Here is a 16968-nt window from a genome sequence, read left to right as displayed (position 1 = left end):
AACCAAAACTGTGCTGAGAGTATGGCTGGGGAACCTGGATTCGAACCAAGATCGACGGAGTCAGAGTCCGCTGTTCTACCATTGAACTATTCCCCAGCAGAGCCTGCTGGCTGGGCCGTTTTGGCGGCGCGGGGTCTCCATTAGACAATGCGAGGGCGGATTGCAAGCGGGTAGGGCGCAAGTTTGCCCAATGAATGTGTCCATTGCGCTGCGCTTGTTGTTGAAGTACCGTCTTTTTCAACAATGCAACACAAAAGCTGCGCCTTGGGCGCGGCCGGCTAGGCCGGTCGGCGACCGCGCAGCGTCAGGAGATCCAAGTGACCGATCCGAATCGGTCCGCTGCCCTGTCGGTCGCCCGGACCGGCACGGCGCTCCGCACGCCTTCCGGCCTCGATCGGAAGGACAGGGGCTCGGCTGCGCCACATGGGGCGGAGCCGCGGACGTCGCATGCGCCGAGGCGCGCACGGGGGCCGCTTTATGCAGCGCTCGATCTCGGGACCAATAACTGCCGTCTGCTGATTGCCCGCCCGCACGATCATGGGTTTCGCGTGCTCGACGGTTTTACGCGCATCGTGCGCCTGGGCGAGGGCGTCTCTGTCACGGGCCGGCTCGGCGACGCGGCCATGGAACGCACCATGGAGGCGTTGAAACAGTGCCGCAACAAGTTGCGCGACCACCAGCCGACGCGCATGCGCCTGATTGCCACCGAAGCCTGCCGCGCTGCGGAAAATGGGCCAGATTTCCTTGCGCGCGTCAAAGAAGAACTCGGGCTTGAACTCGAAATCGTTGACCGCCGCACCGAGGCTGAACTCGCCGTCACCGGCTGCGCCGATCTGATCGAGGAAACCGCGCAAGGCGCGCTGATGTTCGATATCGGTGGCGGATCCTCGGAATTGGCCTGGCTCGATTTTCGCGGTGGCCGGCCTCGCTCGCAGGGGCGCATGTCCGCCTCAATCCGCTCCTGGCAGTCGCTGCCGGTAGGCGTCGTCTCCATTGCCGAGCGCTTTGGCGGCGTCGATGTGACGCCCGAAGTCTTTGAGGCCATGGTGGCTTTCGTTTCCGAGCACCTCAAGCAGTTCCGTGGCCGCGAAAAGCTGCGCCAGATGATTGGGACGCACCCTGTCCACCTAATCGGCACCTCCGGCACGGTCACGACGCTTGCCGGTCTTCATCTCGGGCTCGAGCGTTACGAGCGCCAAAAGGTCGACGGGCTCTGGCTCAAGAGCGGGGAGGTCGACGACATCATGCGCGTTCTTCTCGCCATGCCCTTCGATCGCCGCGTTACCCATCCCTGCATCGGCCGGGATCGTGCCGATCTCGTGCTGCCCGGCTGCGCCATTTTCGAAGCCATTCGGCGCGAATGGCCAACGGAGCGCGTGCGCGTTGCCGATCGCGGCCTTCGCGAAGGCATCCTGATTTCACTGATGGATGCAGATAAGGTTCACAAGCGGCCGAGCCGCCCCAAGCGGAGAAGCGCACATGGTGGATAAGGCCCTCGGTACAGGCGGACGCAAATCCGACCGCGACCTCAAGATCCGGCTCAAGACGGCCAAGGGGCGGACGACCTCGTCGACCAAATGGCTGCAGCGCCAGCTTAACGACCCCTATGTTGCCCGCGCCCGGTCCGAAGGCTATCGCTCGCGCGCTGCCTTCAAGATCAAGGAAATTGACGAAAAGCAGAAGCTTTTCAAAAAGGGCATGCGCGTCGTCGATCTTGGCGCGGCGCCCGGCGGTTGGTCGCAGGTTGCGGCTAAGGCGGTGGGCTCGACAGCTGAGCATCCGCTGATAGTTGGCATCGACTATCTCGAAATGGACCCAATTCCCGGCGTGATCCTGTTGCAAAAGGATTTTACCGAAGACGACGCGCCCGACATGCTTTTCAAAGCGCTCGGCGGCCACAAGGCCGATGTCGTCATGAGCGACATGGCCTGGCCCACAACCGGCCATCGTCCGACCGATCACCTGCGTATCGTCCATCTCATCGAGATCGCCGCCGATTTTGCCATCCAGGTGCTCAATCCCGGTGGCGCCTTCGTGGCCAAGGTGTTCCAGGGCGGGACCGAGCATGAGTTGCTGCACATGCTCAAGCGCCACTTCAGAACCACCATGCACGTCAAGCCGCCCTCGAGCCGCAGCGAATCGGCAGAAGCCTATCTGGTGGCCAAGGGTTTTAAGGGCGCGGAGCCGGCGCGTGCGGCAGAAGACGACAGCGACGCTTAAGTCGTCGCTGTCCTTTAGTGCGCGTGCGGCTTGCTTAGGAGCAAGTGCCCGGCGTTCCTCGGAAGCGTCATGAACAGCGCGGTCGCCAGCAATCCGACTGTGCCGACCACGTAAAAGGCGATGTGGAAATCGCTGAGCGCGAGTGCGTCGCCGCCACGCAGCCTATGCACCAGCTCCAGCGTCCCGCCGCCCAGTGCCACGCCCATGGCAAACATCAACTGGCCCCAGACCTGGCTGATCACATTGGCCTGGCCCGCGTCCTTGTCCTCGATATCGGCAAAGGTAAAGGCGTTCGAGCCTGTCCAGAAGGTCGATTGCCAGAAGCCGACGAAGATGAGGACGGCAAGGATGAGCGGAATTGGCGTCTCGGGCGTGTAAAGCCCCATGGCATAGATGCCGGCAGCTGAAATCGCCGTCGACCAGACGAGCGGGTATTTGAAACCCCAATGGGCGAACATCCAGTTGGCGGCGAACTTGGCGATCAGCGCGCCGATCGCGCCGACAAAGGTCACCATGCCGCTCTGGAAGGGCGAGAGCCCGAAGGTGAGCTGCAACATTAGAGGAAAAAGAAACGGTGTGGCACCCTGCCCAAGGCGGAAGAATGTGCCTGCAACGATCGCCACGCGAAAGGTCCGGACCTTGAGGATGCGCAGGTCGAGCAGCGGATATTCCGCCCTCAGCGCATGCCGGGTGTAAAATACCCCCAGCACCATGCCTGCCACGGCTGCGATCACGCCATAAACAGGGGGCAGGGCTGGCAGACTGACCACCGAGCAGCCGAAGGCAAAAAGCGCGAAGGCAAGACCTGCCAGCACAAAGCCTGTCCCATCGATCCGTCGTGGCTTATTCCGGTGCTCGTTGGGCAGGGCATAACCAACGAGAATGATGCCCAGGATGCCGATCGGCACATTGATGATGAAAATCCAGTGCCAGGAAAAATAGGTGGTCAAGAACCCACCGAATGGCGGCCCCACGATCGGTCCGATCAGCGCCGGAATGGTCAGCCAAGCCATGGCGTCGACCAGTTGATGCCGCGGCGTCGCGCGTACCAGCACGAGCCGCGCCACCGGTCCCATCATCGCCCCGCCCATGCCCTGGATAAAGCGTGCGCCGACGAACTGGGCCAGCGAGCCCGAAAAGGCGCAGCAGATCGAGCCGATCATGAAGACCAGCATGGCAACGCGGAACACGCGGCGCGCACCGAAGCGGTCAGCCATCCAGCTTGAAATCGGAATGAAGATCGCGAGCGCCACGAGATAGGCCGTCAGCGCCAGTTTAAGCGAGATCGGCTCGGTGCCGATATCGGTCGCGATCGCGGCAAGCGAGGTGGCGATGACGGTCGAGTCCATGTTTTCCATGAACAGGGCCGTGGCGAGAATAAGCGGTGTCGTTCGGTTCAATGGACGTCATGCGCGGCTCGGCCAGCGCTACTCCTTGATATAGCGGCGGTGACCCGAAACATCGGCGCCGGCATTCTTGGGCAGGGTGAGATAGACGAGGCCGGCAAGGGCGCTGAGCACACCGACGGTAAAGAACGCGATCTGGAAATTGAGCACGGTGAGATGTCCGCCGGTAAAGCGGCCGGTCAATTCGAGAATGCCGCCGGCCACGGCCACGCCGAAAGCAACCGAAAGCTGCTGGCAAACGGCGACGATCGCCGTGGCTTGGCTCGTCTCAGCGTCGGGCACGTCGGCATAGCCGAGAGCGTTGGAGCCCGTGAAAAACACCGACCGCAAGACGCCGCCGCATAGCAAGACGGACATTATGATGACAGTCGGCGTCTCTGTCGTGAACAAGCCCTGCGTAGCGATCAGCAAACCCCCGACCACGGCCGAAAAGGCGAGGACGCGCGGAAAGCCGAAGCGCGCAAACACGCGCTCTGCCACGAACTTGCTCATGATGGCGCCGATGGCCGAAACGAAGGTGATGGCGCCGGATTCGAATGGCGTGAGGCCAAAGCCGATCTGCAGCATCAGCGGCAGGAGGAAAGGCATCGCGCCGACGCCGATCCGGTATAAGGACCCGCCGGTGATCGAGGATCGATAAAGCCGATGCCGGAACAGGGCCGGGTCGAGCAGCGGATATTTGGTGCGCTTGGCGTGGAGGATATAGAGTACGCCTGCTGTCACCCCCACGGCAATGGTGAGATAACCATAGATAATGGGCAGAGCCGGCAGGCTGATCACCGAAAGCCCGAAGACCATGCCGGAAAAGGCGATCGAGGCAATAACGAACCCAACGAGGTCGACCGGCCGAGGCGTTCGCTCATCCGGCACCTGCAGGAAAATGCCTGACAGGATGATTCCGGCGATGCCGATCGGGATATTGATCCAGAAAATCCAGTGCCAGGAGAGGTAGGTGGTTAAGAATCCGCCGATCAGCGGTCCCGTCAGCGGCGCGATCAAGCCCGGCAAGGTCAGCCAGGCCATGGCGGAGACAAGTTCGCTGCGCGGCGTCGAGCGCACCAGCAGCAAGCGCCCGACCGGGGTCATCATCGACGAGCCCATGCCCTGGAAGAACCGCGAAAGCACGAAGCTTTCGAGCGAGAAGGCAAAGGAACAGGCGAGCGAGCCGAGCATGAAAACGAAGATGGCCAGCCGGAAAATGTTCTTGGCGCCGAACCTGTCGGCCATCCATCCGCTCAAGGGGATGAAAATCGCCAGCGCCACAAAATAGGCGGTCAGCGCCAGCTTGAGCGCAATCGGATCGCTGCCGATATCGGTAGCGATAGCGGGCAGGGACGTGGCGATAACGGTCGAGTCCATCTGTTCCATGAACAGAGCGACCGCCAGAATGAGCGGTGTAACGCGGATCAAGAGACTAATCCGGATGAATCGGAGAATGGCCGCGAGTGCGACGAAAAGACTATGAGCCGATGCGACGGGCTGCGCCAGTGAATATTGGGCAGCGCCGGGAAGAATTTCCCTCGCTGCAAGAGGTTTGACGGAGCGGACGAACGTTGTCTTGGCCCCAAACCTTTTTCTGATAGCACCTGCCTGGTCTTAGAGCTAGGTGCCCAAACGCATTGCTCCTGCCTCTCGCACCTCTATGCAAAGGAGAGGCCCGATGCTATTGACCCTCGCCAACCTGAACCCGCGACATCTCTTCGCCGGTTCATATTCCATTATCTCTGAATGAGTTCAGAAGGCAGGAAGGGTCTGGCCTTGGCGAAGATTGTTACCACCATCACCGGCGATTATGCGCTGACTTTCGACGACGTGCTGCTCCAGCCCGCGCGCTCCGATATCCAGCCGACCGAAACCGATATTTCGACCTATGTCACCAAGGATATAGCGCTCAACCTGCCGATCATCTCCTCGGCCATGGATACGGTCACTGAGGCCAACATGGCTATTGCCATGGCCCAAGCTGGCGGCCTTGGCGTCATCCACAAGAACCTGAGCGCGACCGAACAGGCCGAGCAGGTCCGCATGGTCAAGAGCTTTGAAAGCGGCATGGTGGTCAATCCGATCACTATAGGCCCCAATGCCACCCTCGCCGATGCGCTGGCCCTGATGCAGAAGAGCCGTATTTCCGGCATTCCCGTTGTCGAGAATGGCGGCTCTGGTGGTCGCGCCATCGGTAAGCTCGTCGGCATTCTCACCAACCGCGACGTACGCTTCGCCTCTAATCCGGCCCAGCCGATCTCCGAGCTGATGACCCACCAGAACCTCATAACGGTTCGCGAGGGCGTGTCGAAGGAAGAAGCCAAAGTCCTGCTTCACCGTCACCGCATCGAAAAGCTGCTGGTCGTCGACGAAGATTATCGCTGCATCGGTCTCATTACCGTCAAGGATATCGAAAAAGCCCAGCTTCACCCCAATGCCGTCAAGGACGAGCAGGGTCGCCTCCGGGTCGCCGCCGCCTCGACCGTGGGTGACAATGGCTTCGAACGCTCCCTCGCGCTCATCGATGCCGGCGTCGATCTCCTTGTCATCGATACGGCCCACGGTCACTCGGTCCGCGTCGCCGAAGCTGTCGAACGTGTCAAGCGCGAGAGCAATTCCACCCGCATCGTCGCCGGCAATGTCGCCACTGCCGAAGCGACAAAGGCGCTGATCGATGCGGGCGCGGATGCCGTCAAGGTCGGTATCGGCCCCGGCTCGATCTGCACCACACGCGTTGTCGCCGGCGTTGGCGTGCCTCAGCTCGCCGCAGTCATGGGCTGCGCTGAAGAGGGCCACAAGCAGGGCATTCCGGTGATCGCCGATGGCGGCATCAAGTTCTCGGGCGATATGGCGAAGGCCTTGGCTGGCGGCGCCTCCTGCGTCATGGTCGGCTCGCTCCTCGCGGGCACCGATGAAGCGCCGGGCGAAGTGTTCCTCTACCAGGGCCGCTCCTACAAATCCTATCGTGGTATGGGCTCTGTCGGCGCCATGGGTGCTGGTTCCGCCGATCGCTATTTCCAGCAGGATGTGCGCGATCAGATGAAGCTTGTGCCCGAAGGCATCGAAGGCCAGGTGCCCTATAAGGGTCCCGTCGGCGCTGTGCTTCATCAGCTTGCCGGCGGCCTCCGCGCCTCGATGGGCTATACCGGCGCACACACGCTCAAGGATTTCCGCGAGAACGCCACCTTCGTCAGAATCTCGGGCGCCGCGCTGAGCGAAAGCCACGTGCACGACGTGACCATCACCCGCGAAGCCCCGAATTATCGCAGCGGTCGCTGACCTTTCGGCCCGCTGGTCAGTCGGCCAGCGGGTCATGCCCCCAGTTCATCAGCGAATAGCGCCATGGCGCATCCTTGATGTCGCCCTTGGGCTTCTGGGCGAGGTGGCGCTTCACATAGCCGACGACCTTTTTCATATGCGCGAAGTCCGCATCGGTCAGGTCGGCCTTTTTCTTGTGCTTGATCTCGACGATCCGCCGCCCCGAATGGTGCCCCACGGATTCCTTGCCGCCGTCCTTGGGCCAGCCGACTTCCTTGCTTTCTTCGGTGTCCAGCCACTTCTCAAGCTTGGCCGGCGTCATGTTCACCGCTTCCGAAAACTCTTTGTAGATATCGTCGTGATCGTCCTGGGCCATGGCCTTGCTCCTCGTTTGCCAAGGCAACGATGCTCACCCCCACCTGCGTTCCCACCAAACCTTTTTGTGGCCCGCCCCGTTACTGCCACAGCGCAACCGACCGGACCCTGCCATGCCCCTCACCGAAAAACTCCTCGTTCTCGCCATGGCTGCGCAGGTTCTCCTTGCCGTAGCCATCCTCGTCATGATGGGCCGTGAGCGTGTGCCACGCGTGATGAGCGGCGAAATCCCTATGGCCGACATTGCCGTCGAACGCTCGGCCTATCCCCTCCGTGCGCGGCTTCTTTCCAATAATTTCGACAACCAGTTTCAGCTCCCGGTTCTCTTCTTGGTCGCCGCTCTTCTGGCCCTGCAAGTCGGTGTTATCGGCTGGGTAGAGGTACTCTTCGCTTGGGTATTCGTCGCCCTCCGTTATCTCCACGCCGCCATTCACATCACCAGCAATCATGTGCTCCATCGCTTCATGGCCTATTCTGCTGGTCTTGCGGTGCTGGTGCTCTTCTGGCTATGGCTCGTGGGCAAAATTCTTCTCGCCCCGAGTATCTGACCCATGCGCCTTCCCGGCCGTATTGCCGCCGCCATCGACGTCCTTTCCGATGTGGAAACCCGCAAGCGTCCGGTCTCAGAGGCGCTGAAGGCTTGGGGCCTCAACAATCGCTTTGCCGGCGCTGGCGATCGTGCCGCCATCGGCAATCTCGTTTATGACGCTTTGCGCCGCCGCGCCTCCTATGCCTTCGCCATGGGCAGCCACGAGCCGCGCGCGCTGGTGCTTGCCGCTGTCCTCCGTCACTGGGGCGAAACGCCCGAAACCCTTGCCGCTATGTTCGCCGAGGACACTCATGCCCCAGCGCCGCTGACCCCGCTCGAACAAGCCGGCGCCCATGCCGAGGTCGAAGCCGCGCCTGACATCGTCCAAGCCGATTTCCCCGAATGGCTCGCCTCATCGCTCAAGCGTGCCTTCGGTTCCGACCTGGCCGCCGAAGGCCAGGCCATGGCCGGTCGTCCATCGCTTGATCTGCGCATCAACGCCCTCAAGGCGACGCCGGAAAAGGTCGCGAAGTCGCTTGCTCGCTTCTCTCCGCAGCCAACCCGATATGCCCTTCTCGGCCTCACCATGCCGGCCGGCCCTGGCGATGCGCGTACGCCCAATGTCACGACCGACGAGGGCTATCAAAAAGGCTGGTTCGAGGTGCAGGATCAGGGCAGCCAGATGGTGTCGGCCCTTGCCGGTGCCCAGCCCGGCGATCAGGTGCTCGATCTTTGCGCCGGGGCAGGGGGTAAGACCCTCGCACTAGCCTCGGCCATGGGCAACAAGGGCCAGATTTTCGCCTATGACAGCGACCGTAATCGCCTCGCGCCCATTTACGATCGCCTCAAGCGCAATGGCGTGCACAATGCCCAGGTTCGCGCGCCTGAGCCCGGCGCGCTCGATGATCTCGTCGGCAAGATCGACCGCGTCGTCGTTGACGCCCCTTGCACCGGCACCGGCACGTGGCGCCGACGCCCCGACACCAAATGGAAGCTGACGCCCGAACTTCTCGCCCAGCGTCAGTCTGATCAAGCTGCGATCCTTGAGGAAGCTGCGCGGTATCTCAAGCCCGGCGGCACACTCGTCTACATCACCTGCTCGATCCTGCCGGAAGAGAATGACGATCAGGTCGCGGTGCTCCTCTCCGCCCACCCCGAACTCAAGTCGGTTGACATCGCCGCCGCTTGGCGCAGCGCCTTCATTACCGACATTCCGCCCGGACTAATGACCCCCGGCGGTGGCGTCTTGCTCACCCCGCACCGCACGGGCACGGATGGATTTTATTGCCACATGCTGCGCAAGGCCTAGACCGCCCGCAGCCCAACCCGATCTTCACCACCGGGCTTGTCCCGGCGGTCCAAACGGTATTCCAGCGAGATGGATCGTCGGGATAAACCCTGCGATGACGATAAGGTGAGAGTTCTACTCCCTGTGAACCGGGCGTTTCTTTTCTGCGTTAAGTAACAAATGCAGCCTAAGGGGCCCCACAGATGTCCGCCACCACCACTCATCACCAGACGCCACGGTCCTGGATTGTTCTCGGCGCCTTTCTCCTCGTCGTCATCGGCGTCGGCGCGCTGATCGGCACCCAGTCGATCCCCGGGACCTGGTACGAATCCCTCACCAAACCGCCCTTCAATCCGCCCAATTGGATTTTTGGGCCGGTGTGGTTCACCCTCTATGTGCTGATCGCTATTTCCGGCTGGCGAATGTTCATGGACAACCCGACCGGCACGCCGATGAAGCTCTGGTACGCCCAGATGGCGCTCAACTGGGCCTGGTCGCCGGTCTGGTTCGTTGCGCAGCTGATCTGGCCCGCCTTCGCCATTATCGTTCTTCTCTGGCTCACCATTGTCGGCTTCATTCTCGTGACCTGGAAGCGCGATCGCTTGGCGGCATCGCTCTTCGTGCCCTATCTCGCCTGGGTCAGCTTTGCGAGCGTGCTCAATCTCTCGATCGGTCTTCTCAACTGACCGTCTTGATCCCGGCTGGCGCCTCGTCGCGCCGGCCCGGATACTCTAGCTTCCGCGCCCAGCGCACCACTGGCTGCTCTAGGAGATAAAAACTCAGCGTCGCGACCACCAATGTCACGGCGATTACCAGCCCACTCGTCTCAAGCCAAGTAGCCCAGCCAGTCTCTCCTGACGTCCTAAATGAACCCGGAATAACCTTCTCGATCAACCACATGATCAGGAAGTGCCACACATAGATCCCGAAAGAGATTCTGGCGATAAACCTCGCCGGCGGATTATCCAGAATGCTGCCGAGATAGAGCGAAGAGGGCAGGGCAATCAGCGCGACGCCCACGGCCACAGGCATGATGGGGAAGGCATAGGGAATGTCCAGCCAGCCGAAGCCTTCCGAAAGCCCACCGATATTGACCGCGAGGATCACTGCTGTCGTCAGTACCGCGAGGCCGCCGATTATATCCATGCCGATAAAGCGATGGCGCTGCACTAGCACCTGAATGCCCGCCGCCAACCCGCCGATCGCAAAAATGGCGAAGAAGCCGACGGGATTGAAGCGAGGCATCCACGCCTTCGCCCCGCCTACCAACCCATGATCCCAGCCGCGCTCGACATCGTCGATCGGCGCCCACTGCACCGTCATCCAGTGCACGACCAGCACCAGCCCGATCACCACAACCCAAAGCGCCCGCGCCGGCCAATGCCTGGCTTTGGCGGCAAACAGCGCTGCCATGCCGATCGGCAGCAGGAGATAAGAGGTGATTTCGAAACCGATGGACCAAAGCGGCCCATTATTGTCGACAGGAAACAGCGTCATCCAGTGCCAGTCGCTGACCAGAAGCAGCCCCGCGACGAACCGGATGATCCGCTCGCCATCCAGCACCTTGCCGCCCAACATCAGATCGAGAGAAAGGCTGACGATCAGCGCCAGCCAAAACCCCGGCACGATCCGCGCCAAACGCCGCAGCGCATAGGTGCGCATGGACGGCATCGCCTTGCCCGCATCAAGCGCTAGCCAAAATGGCCGCGCCAGCAAAAATCCGCTGAGGACAAAGAAGACCGAAACACCAAAACTGCCATAGACTAGAAACCGCAATACGGGCTGCATCGCTTCCGGCACCGCGTTCATATCCATACGGAAAGCCAAGTGGTGCAAAAGCACCCCCATGCATGCCGTTGCCCGCAGGAAGTCAGCGCCGAGAAGGCGGTTGTCTTGGTTCATGTTCTGCTTGTCCACCCGATTCCTCGTCCCAACGCGCCAAATGCCAGATCGTGCCTTTGTGATGCAACATTCCGGCCTTGCAGTGGCAGCGCTTGCGAAAACCATGCGCTGCGGTTAAAGCCTCGCCATGCAGCTCCCAGATCCCGCTTCCGCTCAAGATTCCATCCTGATCGTCGACTTCGGCTCTCAGGTAACCCAGCTCATCGCCCGTCGCATCCGCGAGACTGGCGTCTACTGCGAAATCCACCCCTTCCAGTCAGCCGCAGCTGCTGTCGCAGCGCTGAACCCCAAGGGCATCGTGCTTTCTGGCGGCCCCGCCTCGACGCTGGATGAGAACGCCCCGACCATCAATCCGGCCATCCTCGACGCCAACGTGCCGATCCTCGGCATCTGCTATGGTCAGCAGGCGCTTTGCATGGCGCTCGGCGGCAAGGTCGAAGCCGGGCATCACCGTGAATTCGGCCGCGCCCAGGTTACCGTCGAAAAGCCGAGCGAACTCTATGCCGGCGTCTGGGATCTCGGCACTGACCATCAGGTCTGGATGAGCCACGGCGATCGCGTCACGCAAATCCCCGAAGGCTTTGAAGTCGTCGGCACTTCGCCCAACGCGCCCTTCGCCATGATTGCGAACGAAGCGCGCCGCATCTGGGCCGTGCAGTTCCACCCCGAAGTCGTGCACACGCCCGATGGCGCCAAGCTCTACGCCAACTTCGTCCACAAGATTTGCGGCATCCAGTCGACCTGGACCATGTCTGCCTACCGCCAGAAGATGATCGAAAAGATCCGCGCCCAGGTCGGCAGCGGCAAGGTCATCTGTGGTCTCTCCGGCGGCGTCGATTCCTCGGTTGCGGCTGTCCTCATCCACGAAGCCGTCGGCGACCAGCTCACCTGCATCTATGTCGATCATGGCCTCATGCGGTTGAATGAGAGCGAACAGGTCGTCACCATGTTCCGCGACCAGTTCAATATCCCGCTGGTCCATGTCGATGCGTCAAAGGTCTTCCTCGAAGAACTCGATGGCCAGTCGGACCCCGAGACCAAGCGCAAGATCATCGGTCGCCTCTTCATCGAGGTGTTCGAAGCCGAAGCCAAGAAGCTCGGCGGCGCGCAGTTCTTGGCCCAGGGCACGCTCTATCCCGACGTCATCGAGAGTGTTTCGTTCACCGGCGGCCCCTCGGTCACCATCAAGAGCCACCACAATGTCGGCGGTCTTCCCGAGCGCATGAACATGCAGCTGGTTGAGCCCCTGCGTGAGCTCTTCAAGGACGAAGTCCGCGTTCTTGGGCGCGAACTCGGCATCCCGGACAGCTTCATCGGCCGCCACCCCTTCCCGGGCCCGGGTCTTGCCATCCGCTGCCCAGGGGGCATCACGCCGGAAAAGCTCGACATTCTCCGCCAGGCCGACGCCATTTATCTCGATGAGATCCGCAAGTCCGGCCAATACGACAAGATCTGGCAGGCTTTCGCCGTTCTGCTCCCGGTCCAGACCGTCGGCGTCATGGGCGATGGCCGCACCTACGAATTCGTCTGCGCCCTCCGCGCCGTGACCTCGGTCGATGGCATGACCGCCGATTTTTACCAGTTCGACATGAACTTCCTCGGAAAGACCGCCACCCGCATCATCAACGAAGTCCGTGGCATCAACCGCGTCGTTTATGACGTGACCAGCAAGCCGCCCGGCACGATCGAGTGGGAATGATGTTCAGGCCAAAGCTTCGGCTTTGGCCTTTTTGCTTGCCGTTAACGCAGCATCATTGGGTTTGATGACGACAGGCCGGGCGAGCATCTTGACCACCTTGACGCGCACTTCGGTCAAGGTCGACTTGAGCCGATTGATCTCTGAAAGCTGCAGAGCTTCCGGCGCGTAGCGGCTGACGAGATATTCGCGGTTTTCAGATACAGCCTCGATGTGCCGCCGCGTCTTTACCCTGAGCACCAGACCATATCGATCTGTCAGCTGCAGACGAGCCGCAAGGTTGTGTTGCAGACCCCGGACGGCTGGCGCAGGCTCGCCTGCGTGCCGCAGGAATGCGTTGAGATAAAGCTCGATCGCGTGAATGCAGAGAAGCCGGAAGGGCGCGGTGGAGAGCGGGCGCCCCGGCTTGCAACCGGTGCTCTCCGCTTGAGCGGCACGGAAATATTCGTCGGCCAGCGCAATGAGATCGGTGACGCTACTCATCTCACCCGGATAGGGTCGCGTCGTCGCCGTATCGCCTGCTGCCAATCTGCGCCTCCCACCAGATGCCCACGGATTAGGTGGTGGCGATCAGTTGGTCGGCAATGGCTTTCTTCAAGTCAGGGTTAATGCCGCGATGAGGCCGCGCCGAAAATTCTATTCGGCCGGCTGCGTCATCGGGGCCGATCGCAGTCCGGAAAGTGGCTTGATCCGCTGTCCCAACCAGTCGAACACAATCAGCGCCAGATTTTCGACCGGCTTCCTGAACCGCCATTCGAACAGAAACGCGAAGACGATCGCCATCGAAAACGTGGTGATCACGACCAGAAGCAGGGCAATCTGGGCCGGCATGTAGCGATCAAACGTATAAAGCAAGCTGATCCCGACATTTTCGTGGATCAGATACCACGAGAAACTCAGAAGCCCGACATAAGCAAGCCCGCCCGACATGGCGCGTGGAAGGCGAAGACGCCTGCCGTCGACATAGCGCAGGAACAGCACGACCAGCGCAAAATAGGCGAGGGCACAACAGCTCGCGATGATCCAGCCATCATGAAGTTCGAATGCAAAGGCCTCGATCCACACCACTGCTACTGACATCGCGACATTGGCGTAAAGCAGTCCCCTGAGCGGCGCGCCCAGTTCCACCTGCCGGCCGAGTATCCCGACAGCGAAGAAGCTGAGGTAAGGCGCGATTAACAGGAACTTGAGCATTGATTGCGGCGTCACCGGACCGCTGCCCAAATAGGAAAAGAAGGTAGAAACCGCCCAGATTGGCGCCATGATCATCGCCAGCCGGCCGAATACCACCGCGAAACGACGCCCGTCGTGCAGCACGCCGGCAAGAATGGCGACGAGCACATAAAACTTCACCTCGACCGCGATCGACCAGAAAGAGCCATCCACCCACTCCCCGATCTCGCCGACGAAAAACAGGTTCATCAGCACATCGACCGGCCCAGGCGGAATGACATGAAATTTAGCCTCCGGCACCGATGGCACATGAGCGATGAGGCCGAAGATGAAAAGGATCAGCACGGCCGCGACGAATGCAGGGTAGATCCGCGAAATCCGGCGCGCGAGGAAGACGCCGACTGTCGCCGAGCGCTCGAGCGTCATGAAGATGCAATAGCCCGAGATAATGAAAAAGAAGTAGACCCCGACCCAACCGAAGAAGATCGGCCAGGGCGCCCCTTCGGTGATGTTCAGCGCATAGGCCGGAAGCCGCGCCGTGAAATGGAACAGCACGACGAGCAGGATGGCGATCCCGCGAAACATATCGATGGTCTGGTCGCGATTGGCGCTCATGGCTCTTGGCTCTGCCGCAGGCAGACCATAGCGCGGCCCGCGATCCGCAGACATTAATGCCATGACCACGGTTAATAACCCCGCTAGCAGCGTGCGCAATTTGCATTCCGGGGGCAGCGTGATAAACGTGCGCCGGAATTGCTAGGATCAAGAGACGCCATGGCCGAGGACAATATTTTCCGCGAAGTCGACGAAGAGCTCCGCTCGGACCGTATGCGGTCTTTGTGGCGTCGCATCGCGCCCTTCGTTATCGGCGCGGCGGTGGCTATCGTCGCCCTCGTCGCCTTCAACGAAGGCTGGTCCTGGTACACCAATTCCCAGTCCGCCCAATCCTCCGAAGAGCTCTACGCCGCGCTTGATAGCGCAAATAAGGATGATCTTGCTGCGGCCCAGGCCGAGCTCGATACGCTCGCTGCCAACGGCACGGGCGGCTATCCGGTGCTCGCTGAATTTGCCAAGGCCTCTGTTCTCGCCAAGTCCGGCGACAAGGCAGGCGCCATTGCCGCCTACGATGCCATCGCCAATGCGCAGTCCAATGTTCGCCTGCGCGAGCTGGCGCTGCTCCAGGCCGGCAGCCTCCTCGTCGATACGGGCTCGCTCGCCGATGTCGAAACCCGCGTCGGCTCGATTGCAACCGATGACAATCCCATGCGCCGCGTGGCCCGCGAGCTTATCGGTCTCGCCCAGTTCAAGGCTGGTGATGCGGAAGCCGCCAAGGCGAGCTTTGAAGCCGTCCTCAACGATCCGCTGGCCCAGCAGGGTATTCGCAATCGCGTGGCCTATTATATCGCGCAGATGACCTCGGCTGGTCTTGTCACCGATACCACCCCGACCGATGCCGCAGGTGCCGCCGATGCGATCGACGCGATTGTCGATGGTGACGAAGCGGCGCCAGCGGCTCCGGCCCAATAACAACGAAGACAAAAGGGAGCGGCCATGACGGTCACTGTAGCCATTGTCGGTCGCCCCAATGTCGGCAAGTCGACCCTCTTCAATCGTCTCGTTGGGCGCAAGATCGCGCTCGTCGATGACACGCCAGGCGTCACCCGCGATCGCCGCGAGGCCGAAGGGCACATTGCCGATCTGACGTTCCGCGTCCTCGACACGGCCGGCTATGAAGACGTCAAGGACGGCTCGCTCGAAGACCGCATGCGCCAGCAGACCGAGCTGGCCATCCGGGAAGCCGACGTCATCCTCTTCATGATCGACGCCCGCGCCGGCGTCGTGCCGCTCGATCAGCGTTTTGCCCAGGTCCTCCGAAAGGCGGGCAAGGACGTTCACCTCGTTGGCAACAAGGCGGAAAGCAAGTCCGCCGAACATGGGCTTGTCGAGGCCTTCAAGCTTGGCTTCGGCGAACCCATCGCGCTCTCGGCCGAACACGGGCTTGGCCTTTCCGAGCTCTACTCGATCGTCTCGGCAGCCATCGATAAGGCCGCCGAAAAGAAGGCCGCTGAGGAAGCTGCCGGCATGCTCGACGATCTCGACCACCTTCCGGAAGTCGATGTCGATATCACGCCCGATATGCTCGAAGGCGAGGGCGAGGAAGCGACGCTGCGCTGGAATCCGCGCCGCTATCTCAACGTCGCCATCGTCGGCCGCCCCAATGCCGGCAAGTCGACGCTCGTCAATCGCATGGTCGGTGAGGATCGGGTGCTCGTCGGCCCCGAGGCCGGTATCACCCGCGACTCCATTCTCGTGCCGTGGGAATGGGAGGGTCGCACGATCAATCTCGTCGACACCGCTGGCATCCGTCGGCGCTCCCGTGTCACGGAAAAACTCGAAAAGCTTGCCGTCGGCGATAGCCTGCGCTCCATCCAGTATGCCGAAGTGGTCGTGCTGCTGCTCGACGCCACCATTCCCTTCGAAAAGCAGGATCTAGCGCTGGCCGATCTCGTCGAGCGCGAAGGCCGCGCCATGGTCATCGCCCTTAACAAGTGGGACCTGATCGAGGACAAGAACAAGGCCCTCGCCGAGTTGCGCGAAGAATGCGAGCGCCTCCTGCCGCAATTGCGCGGTATTCCGCTTGTCACGCTTTCCGGCCTCACAGGTCGCAATATCGACAAGCTGATGGACGCCATCTTCTCGGTCGAGCGCACCTGGAACGCCCACGTTTCAACCGCCAAGCTCAATCGCTGGCTCGCCGCGATGACCGAGAGTCATCCGCCTCCGGCCGTTTCCGGCCGCCGCCTCAAGATGCGCTACATGACGCAGGCCAAGACGCGCCCGCCGAGCTTCATCGTCTTTGCATCCCGGCCAGATGTCGTGCCGATGTCCTATCAGCGCTATCTGATAAATGGCCTTCGCGAAGCCTTCGATATGCCTGCCACGCCTATCCGGCTTTGGTTGCGCGGCGGAAAAAATCCTTACGCCAACAAGGATTGAGATGGCTCGAGGGGAGGGGCGAGCAAAAATTCCTCCCCAGCAATTCGTCCATTGGCCTATTCACATGGCGCGCGTCTGCCTTATAGTGCGCGCGTCGTAGCACCCCGCCATTGGTTGCGGCGTGTCAACATTGCACTTTGTT

The 16968-nt window shown here is 61.3% G+C and carries 15 protein-coding genes and 1 tRNA gene; 9 read left to right on the top strand and 7 right to left on the bottom strand.

The genetic code is table 11. The features are described 5' to 3' along the window. Positions 1 to 22: 22 nt before the first annotated feature. Positions 23 to 96, bottom strand: a tRNA-Gln gene (locus tag VW35_RS03305). A gap of 221 nt (positions 97 to 317) precedes the next feature. Between VW35_RS03305 and VW35_RS03300 the strand changes: the two genes are divergently transcribed. Continuing rightward, positions 318 to 1490, top strand: coding sequence for a Ppx/GppA phosphatase family protein (locus tag VW35_RS03300; protein WP_052951456.1), 1173 nt, complete (start codon positions 318 to 320; stop codon positions 1488 to 1490). Further along, positions 1480 to 2220: an RlmE family RNA methyltransferase gene (locus tag VW35_RS03295; protein WP_046141524.1), complete on the top strand. Its 741-nt coding sequence runs from the start codon at positions 1480 to 1482 to the stop codon at positions 2218 to 2220. Before VW35_RS03300 ends, VW35_RS03295 begins: the two co-directional genes overlap by 11 nt. A gap of 14 nt (positions 2221 to 2234) precedes the next feature. Here VW35_RS03295 and VW35_RS03290 read toward each other — a convergent pair whose 3' ends face one another. After that, positions 2235 to 3620, bottom strand: a complete 1386-nt coding sequence (locus tag VW35_RS03290) for an MDR family MFS transporter (protein WP_152662456.1) — start codon at positions 3618 to 3620, stop codon at positions 2235 to 2237. 27 nt (positions 3621 to 3647) lie between these two features. Then, a complete protein-coding gene (locus tag VW35_RS03285) occupies positions 3648 to 5036 on the bottom strand; it encodes an MFS transporter (protein ID WP_083982368.1) in 1389 nt (462 codons plus the stop codon). A gap of 348 nt (positions 5037 to 5384) precedes the next feature. Here VW35_RS03285 and guaB point away from each other — a divergent pair, with 348 nt between their 5' ends. Continuing rightward, positions 5385 to 6887 carry an IMP dehydrogenase gene (gene guaB, locus VW35_RS03280; RefSeq protein WP_046141722.1) on the top strand — a complete coding sequence of 501 codons (1503 nt, stop codon included), beginning with the start codon at positions 5385 to 5387 and terminating at the stop codon, positions 6885 to 6887. Between the two features lie 16 nt (positions 6888 to 6903). Here the strand turns inward: guaB and VW35_RS03275 are convergent, their stop codons facing one another. Then, complete coding sequence (locus tag VW35_RS03275) at positions 6904 to 7242, bottom strand: DUF3140 domain-containing protein (RefSeq protein ID WP_046141522.1); 339 nt, start codon at positions 7240 to 7242, stop codon at positions 6904 to 6906. 112 nt (positions 7243 to 7354) lie between these two features. On the opposite strand from VW35_RS03275, the gene VW35_RS03270 reads away from it, so the two are divergent. The 3 genes from VW35_RS03270 to VW35_RS03260 all read left to right on the top strand — a co-directional run bounded on the left by VW35_RS03270 (position 7355) and on the right by VW35_RS03260 (position 9744). Further along, positions 7355 to 7789 carry an MAPEG family protein gene (locus tag VW35_RS03270; protein WP_046141521.1) on the top strand — a complete coding sequence of 145 codons (435 nt, stop codon included), beginning with the start codon at positions 7355 to 7357 and terminating at the stop codon, positions 7787 to 7789. Between the two features lie 3 nt (positions 7790 to 7792). Beyond that, positions 7793 to 9079, top strand: coding sequence for an RsmB/NOP family class I SAM-dependent RNA methyltransferase (locus VW35_RS03265; RefSeq protein ID WP_046141520.1), 1287 nt, complete (start codon positions 7793 to 7795; stop codon positions 9077 to 9079). Positions 9080 to 9261: 182 nt separating this feature from the next. Continuing rightward, positions 9262 to 9744 (top strand): TspO/MBR family protein, encoded by a 483-nt coding sequence (locus VW35_RS03260; protein WP_046141519.1) that lies wholly within the window; start codon positions 9262 to 9264, stop codon positions 9742 to 9744. On the opposite strand, the gene VW35_RS03255 is transcribed toward VW35_RS03260, so the two are convergent. Further along, positions 9737 to 10960, bottom strand: coding sequence for an acyltransferase family protein (locus tag VW35_RS03255; RefSeq protein WP_046141721.1), 1224 nt, complete (start codon positions 10958 to 10960; stop codon positions 9737 to 9739). The genes VW35_RS03260 and VW35_RS03255 overlap by 8 nt on opposite strands. 127 nt (positions 10961 to 11087) lie before the next feature. On the opposite strand from VW35_RS03255, the gene guaA reads away from it, so the two are divergent. Next, positions 11088 to 12659: a glutamine-hydrolyzing GMP synthase gene (guaA, locus tag VW35_RS03250; RefSeq protein WP_046141518.1), complete on the top strand. Its 1572-nt coding sequence runs from the start codon at positions 11088 to 11090 to the stop codon at positions 12657 to 12659. Between the two features lie 3 nt (positions 12660 to 12662). Here the strand turns inward: guaA and VW35_RS03245 are convergent, their stop codons facing one another. Continuing rightward, the gene (locus VW35_RS03245; protein ID WP_200896857.1) at positions 12663 to 13184 is read right to left on the bottom strand and encodes a hypothetical protein; all 522 of its coding nucleotides are present in this window, start codon (positions 13182 to 13184) and stop codon (positions 12663 to 12665) included. 108 nt (positions 13185 to 13292) lie between these two features. Next, positions 13293 to 14444, bottom strand: a complete 1152-nt coding sequence (locus VW35_RS03240; RefSeq protein ID WP_046870562.1) for an acyltransferase family protein — start codon at positions 14442 to 14444, stop codon at positions 13293 to 13295. 159 nt (positions 14445 to 14603) lie between these two features. Here VW35_RS03240 and VW35_RS03235 point away from each other — a divergent pair, with 159 nt between their 5' ends. Next, positions 14604 to 15356, top strand: a complete 753-nt coding sequence (locus VW35_RS03235; RefSeq protein ID WP_052951455.1) for a tetratricopeptide repeat protein — start codon at positions 14604 to 14606, stop codon at positions 15354 to 15356. A 24-nt stretch (positions 15357 to 15380) separates the two neighbouring features. Next, a complete protein-coding gene (gene der, locus VW35_RS03230) occupies positions 15381 to 16826 on the top strand; it encodes a ribosome biogenesis GTPase Der (RefSeq protein WP_046141515.1) in 1446 nt (481 codons plus the stop codon). Positions 16827 to 16968: the final 142 nt, after the last annotated feature.

The organism is Devosia soli (genome assembly GCF_000970455.1).
Lineage (GTDB): Bacteria > Pseudomonadota > Alphaproteobacteria > Rhizobiales > Devosiaceae > Devosia > Devosia soli.
The sequence above is the reverse complement of the archived record's forward strand: the minus strand, read 5'-3'. Positions and strand labels throughout refer to the sequence as shown.

Excerpts from the sequence above, each read along its gene's own strand:
- der (WP_046141515.1), top strand. The coding sequence starts at position 15,381 with ATGACGGTCACTGTAGCCATTGTCGGTCGCCCCAATGTCGGCAAGTCG.
- VW35_RS03260 (WP_046141519.1), top strand. The coding sequence starts at position 9,262 with ATGTCCGCCACCACCACTCATCACCAGACGCCACGGTCCTGGATTGTT.
- VW35_RS03265 (WP_046141520.1), top strand. The coding sequence starts at position 7,793 with ATGCGCCTTCCCGGCCGTATTGCCGCCGCCATCGACGTCCTTTCCGAT.
- VW35_RS03255 (WP_046141721.1), bottom strand. The coding sequence starts at position 10,960 with ATGAACCAAGACAACCGCCTTCTCGGCGCTGACTTCCTGCGGGCAACG.
- VW35_RS03295 (WP_046141524.1), top strand. The coding sequence starts at position 1,480 with ATGGTGGATAAGGCCCTCGGTACAGGCGGACGCAAATCCGACCGCGAC.
- VW35_RS03270 (WP_046141521.1), top strand. The coding sequence starts at position 7,355 with ATGCCCCTCACCGAAAAACTCCTCGTTCTCGCCATGGCTGCGCAGGTT.
- guaA (WP_046141518.1), top strand. The coding sequence starts at position 11,088 with ATGCAGCTCCCAGATCCCGCTTCCGCTCAAGATTCCATCCTGATCGTC.
- VW35_RS03240 (WP_046870562.1), bottom strand. The coding sequence starts at position 14,444 with ATGAGCGCCAATCGCGACCAGACCATCGATATGTTTCGCGGGATCGCC.
- VW35_RS03235 (WP_052951455.1), top strand. The coding sequence starts at position 14,604 with ATGGCCGAGGACAATATTTTCCGCGAAGTCGACGAAGAGCTCCGCTCG.
- VW35_RS03275 (WP_046141522.1), bottom strand. The coding sequence starts at position 7,242 with ATGGCCCAGGACGATCACGACGATATCTACAAAGAGTTTTCGGAAGCG.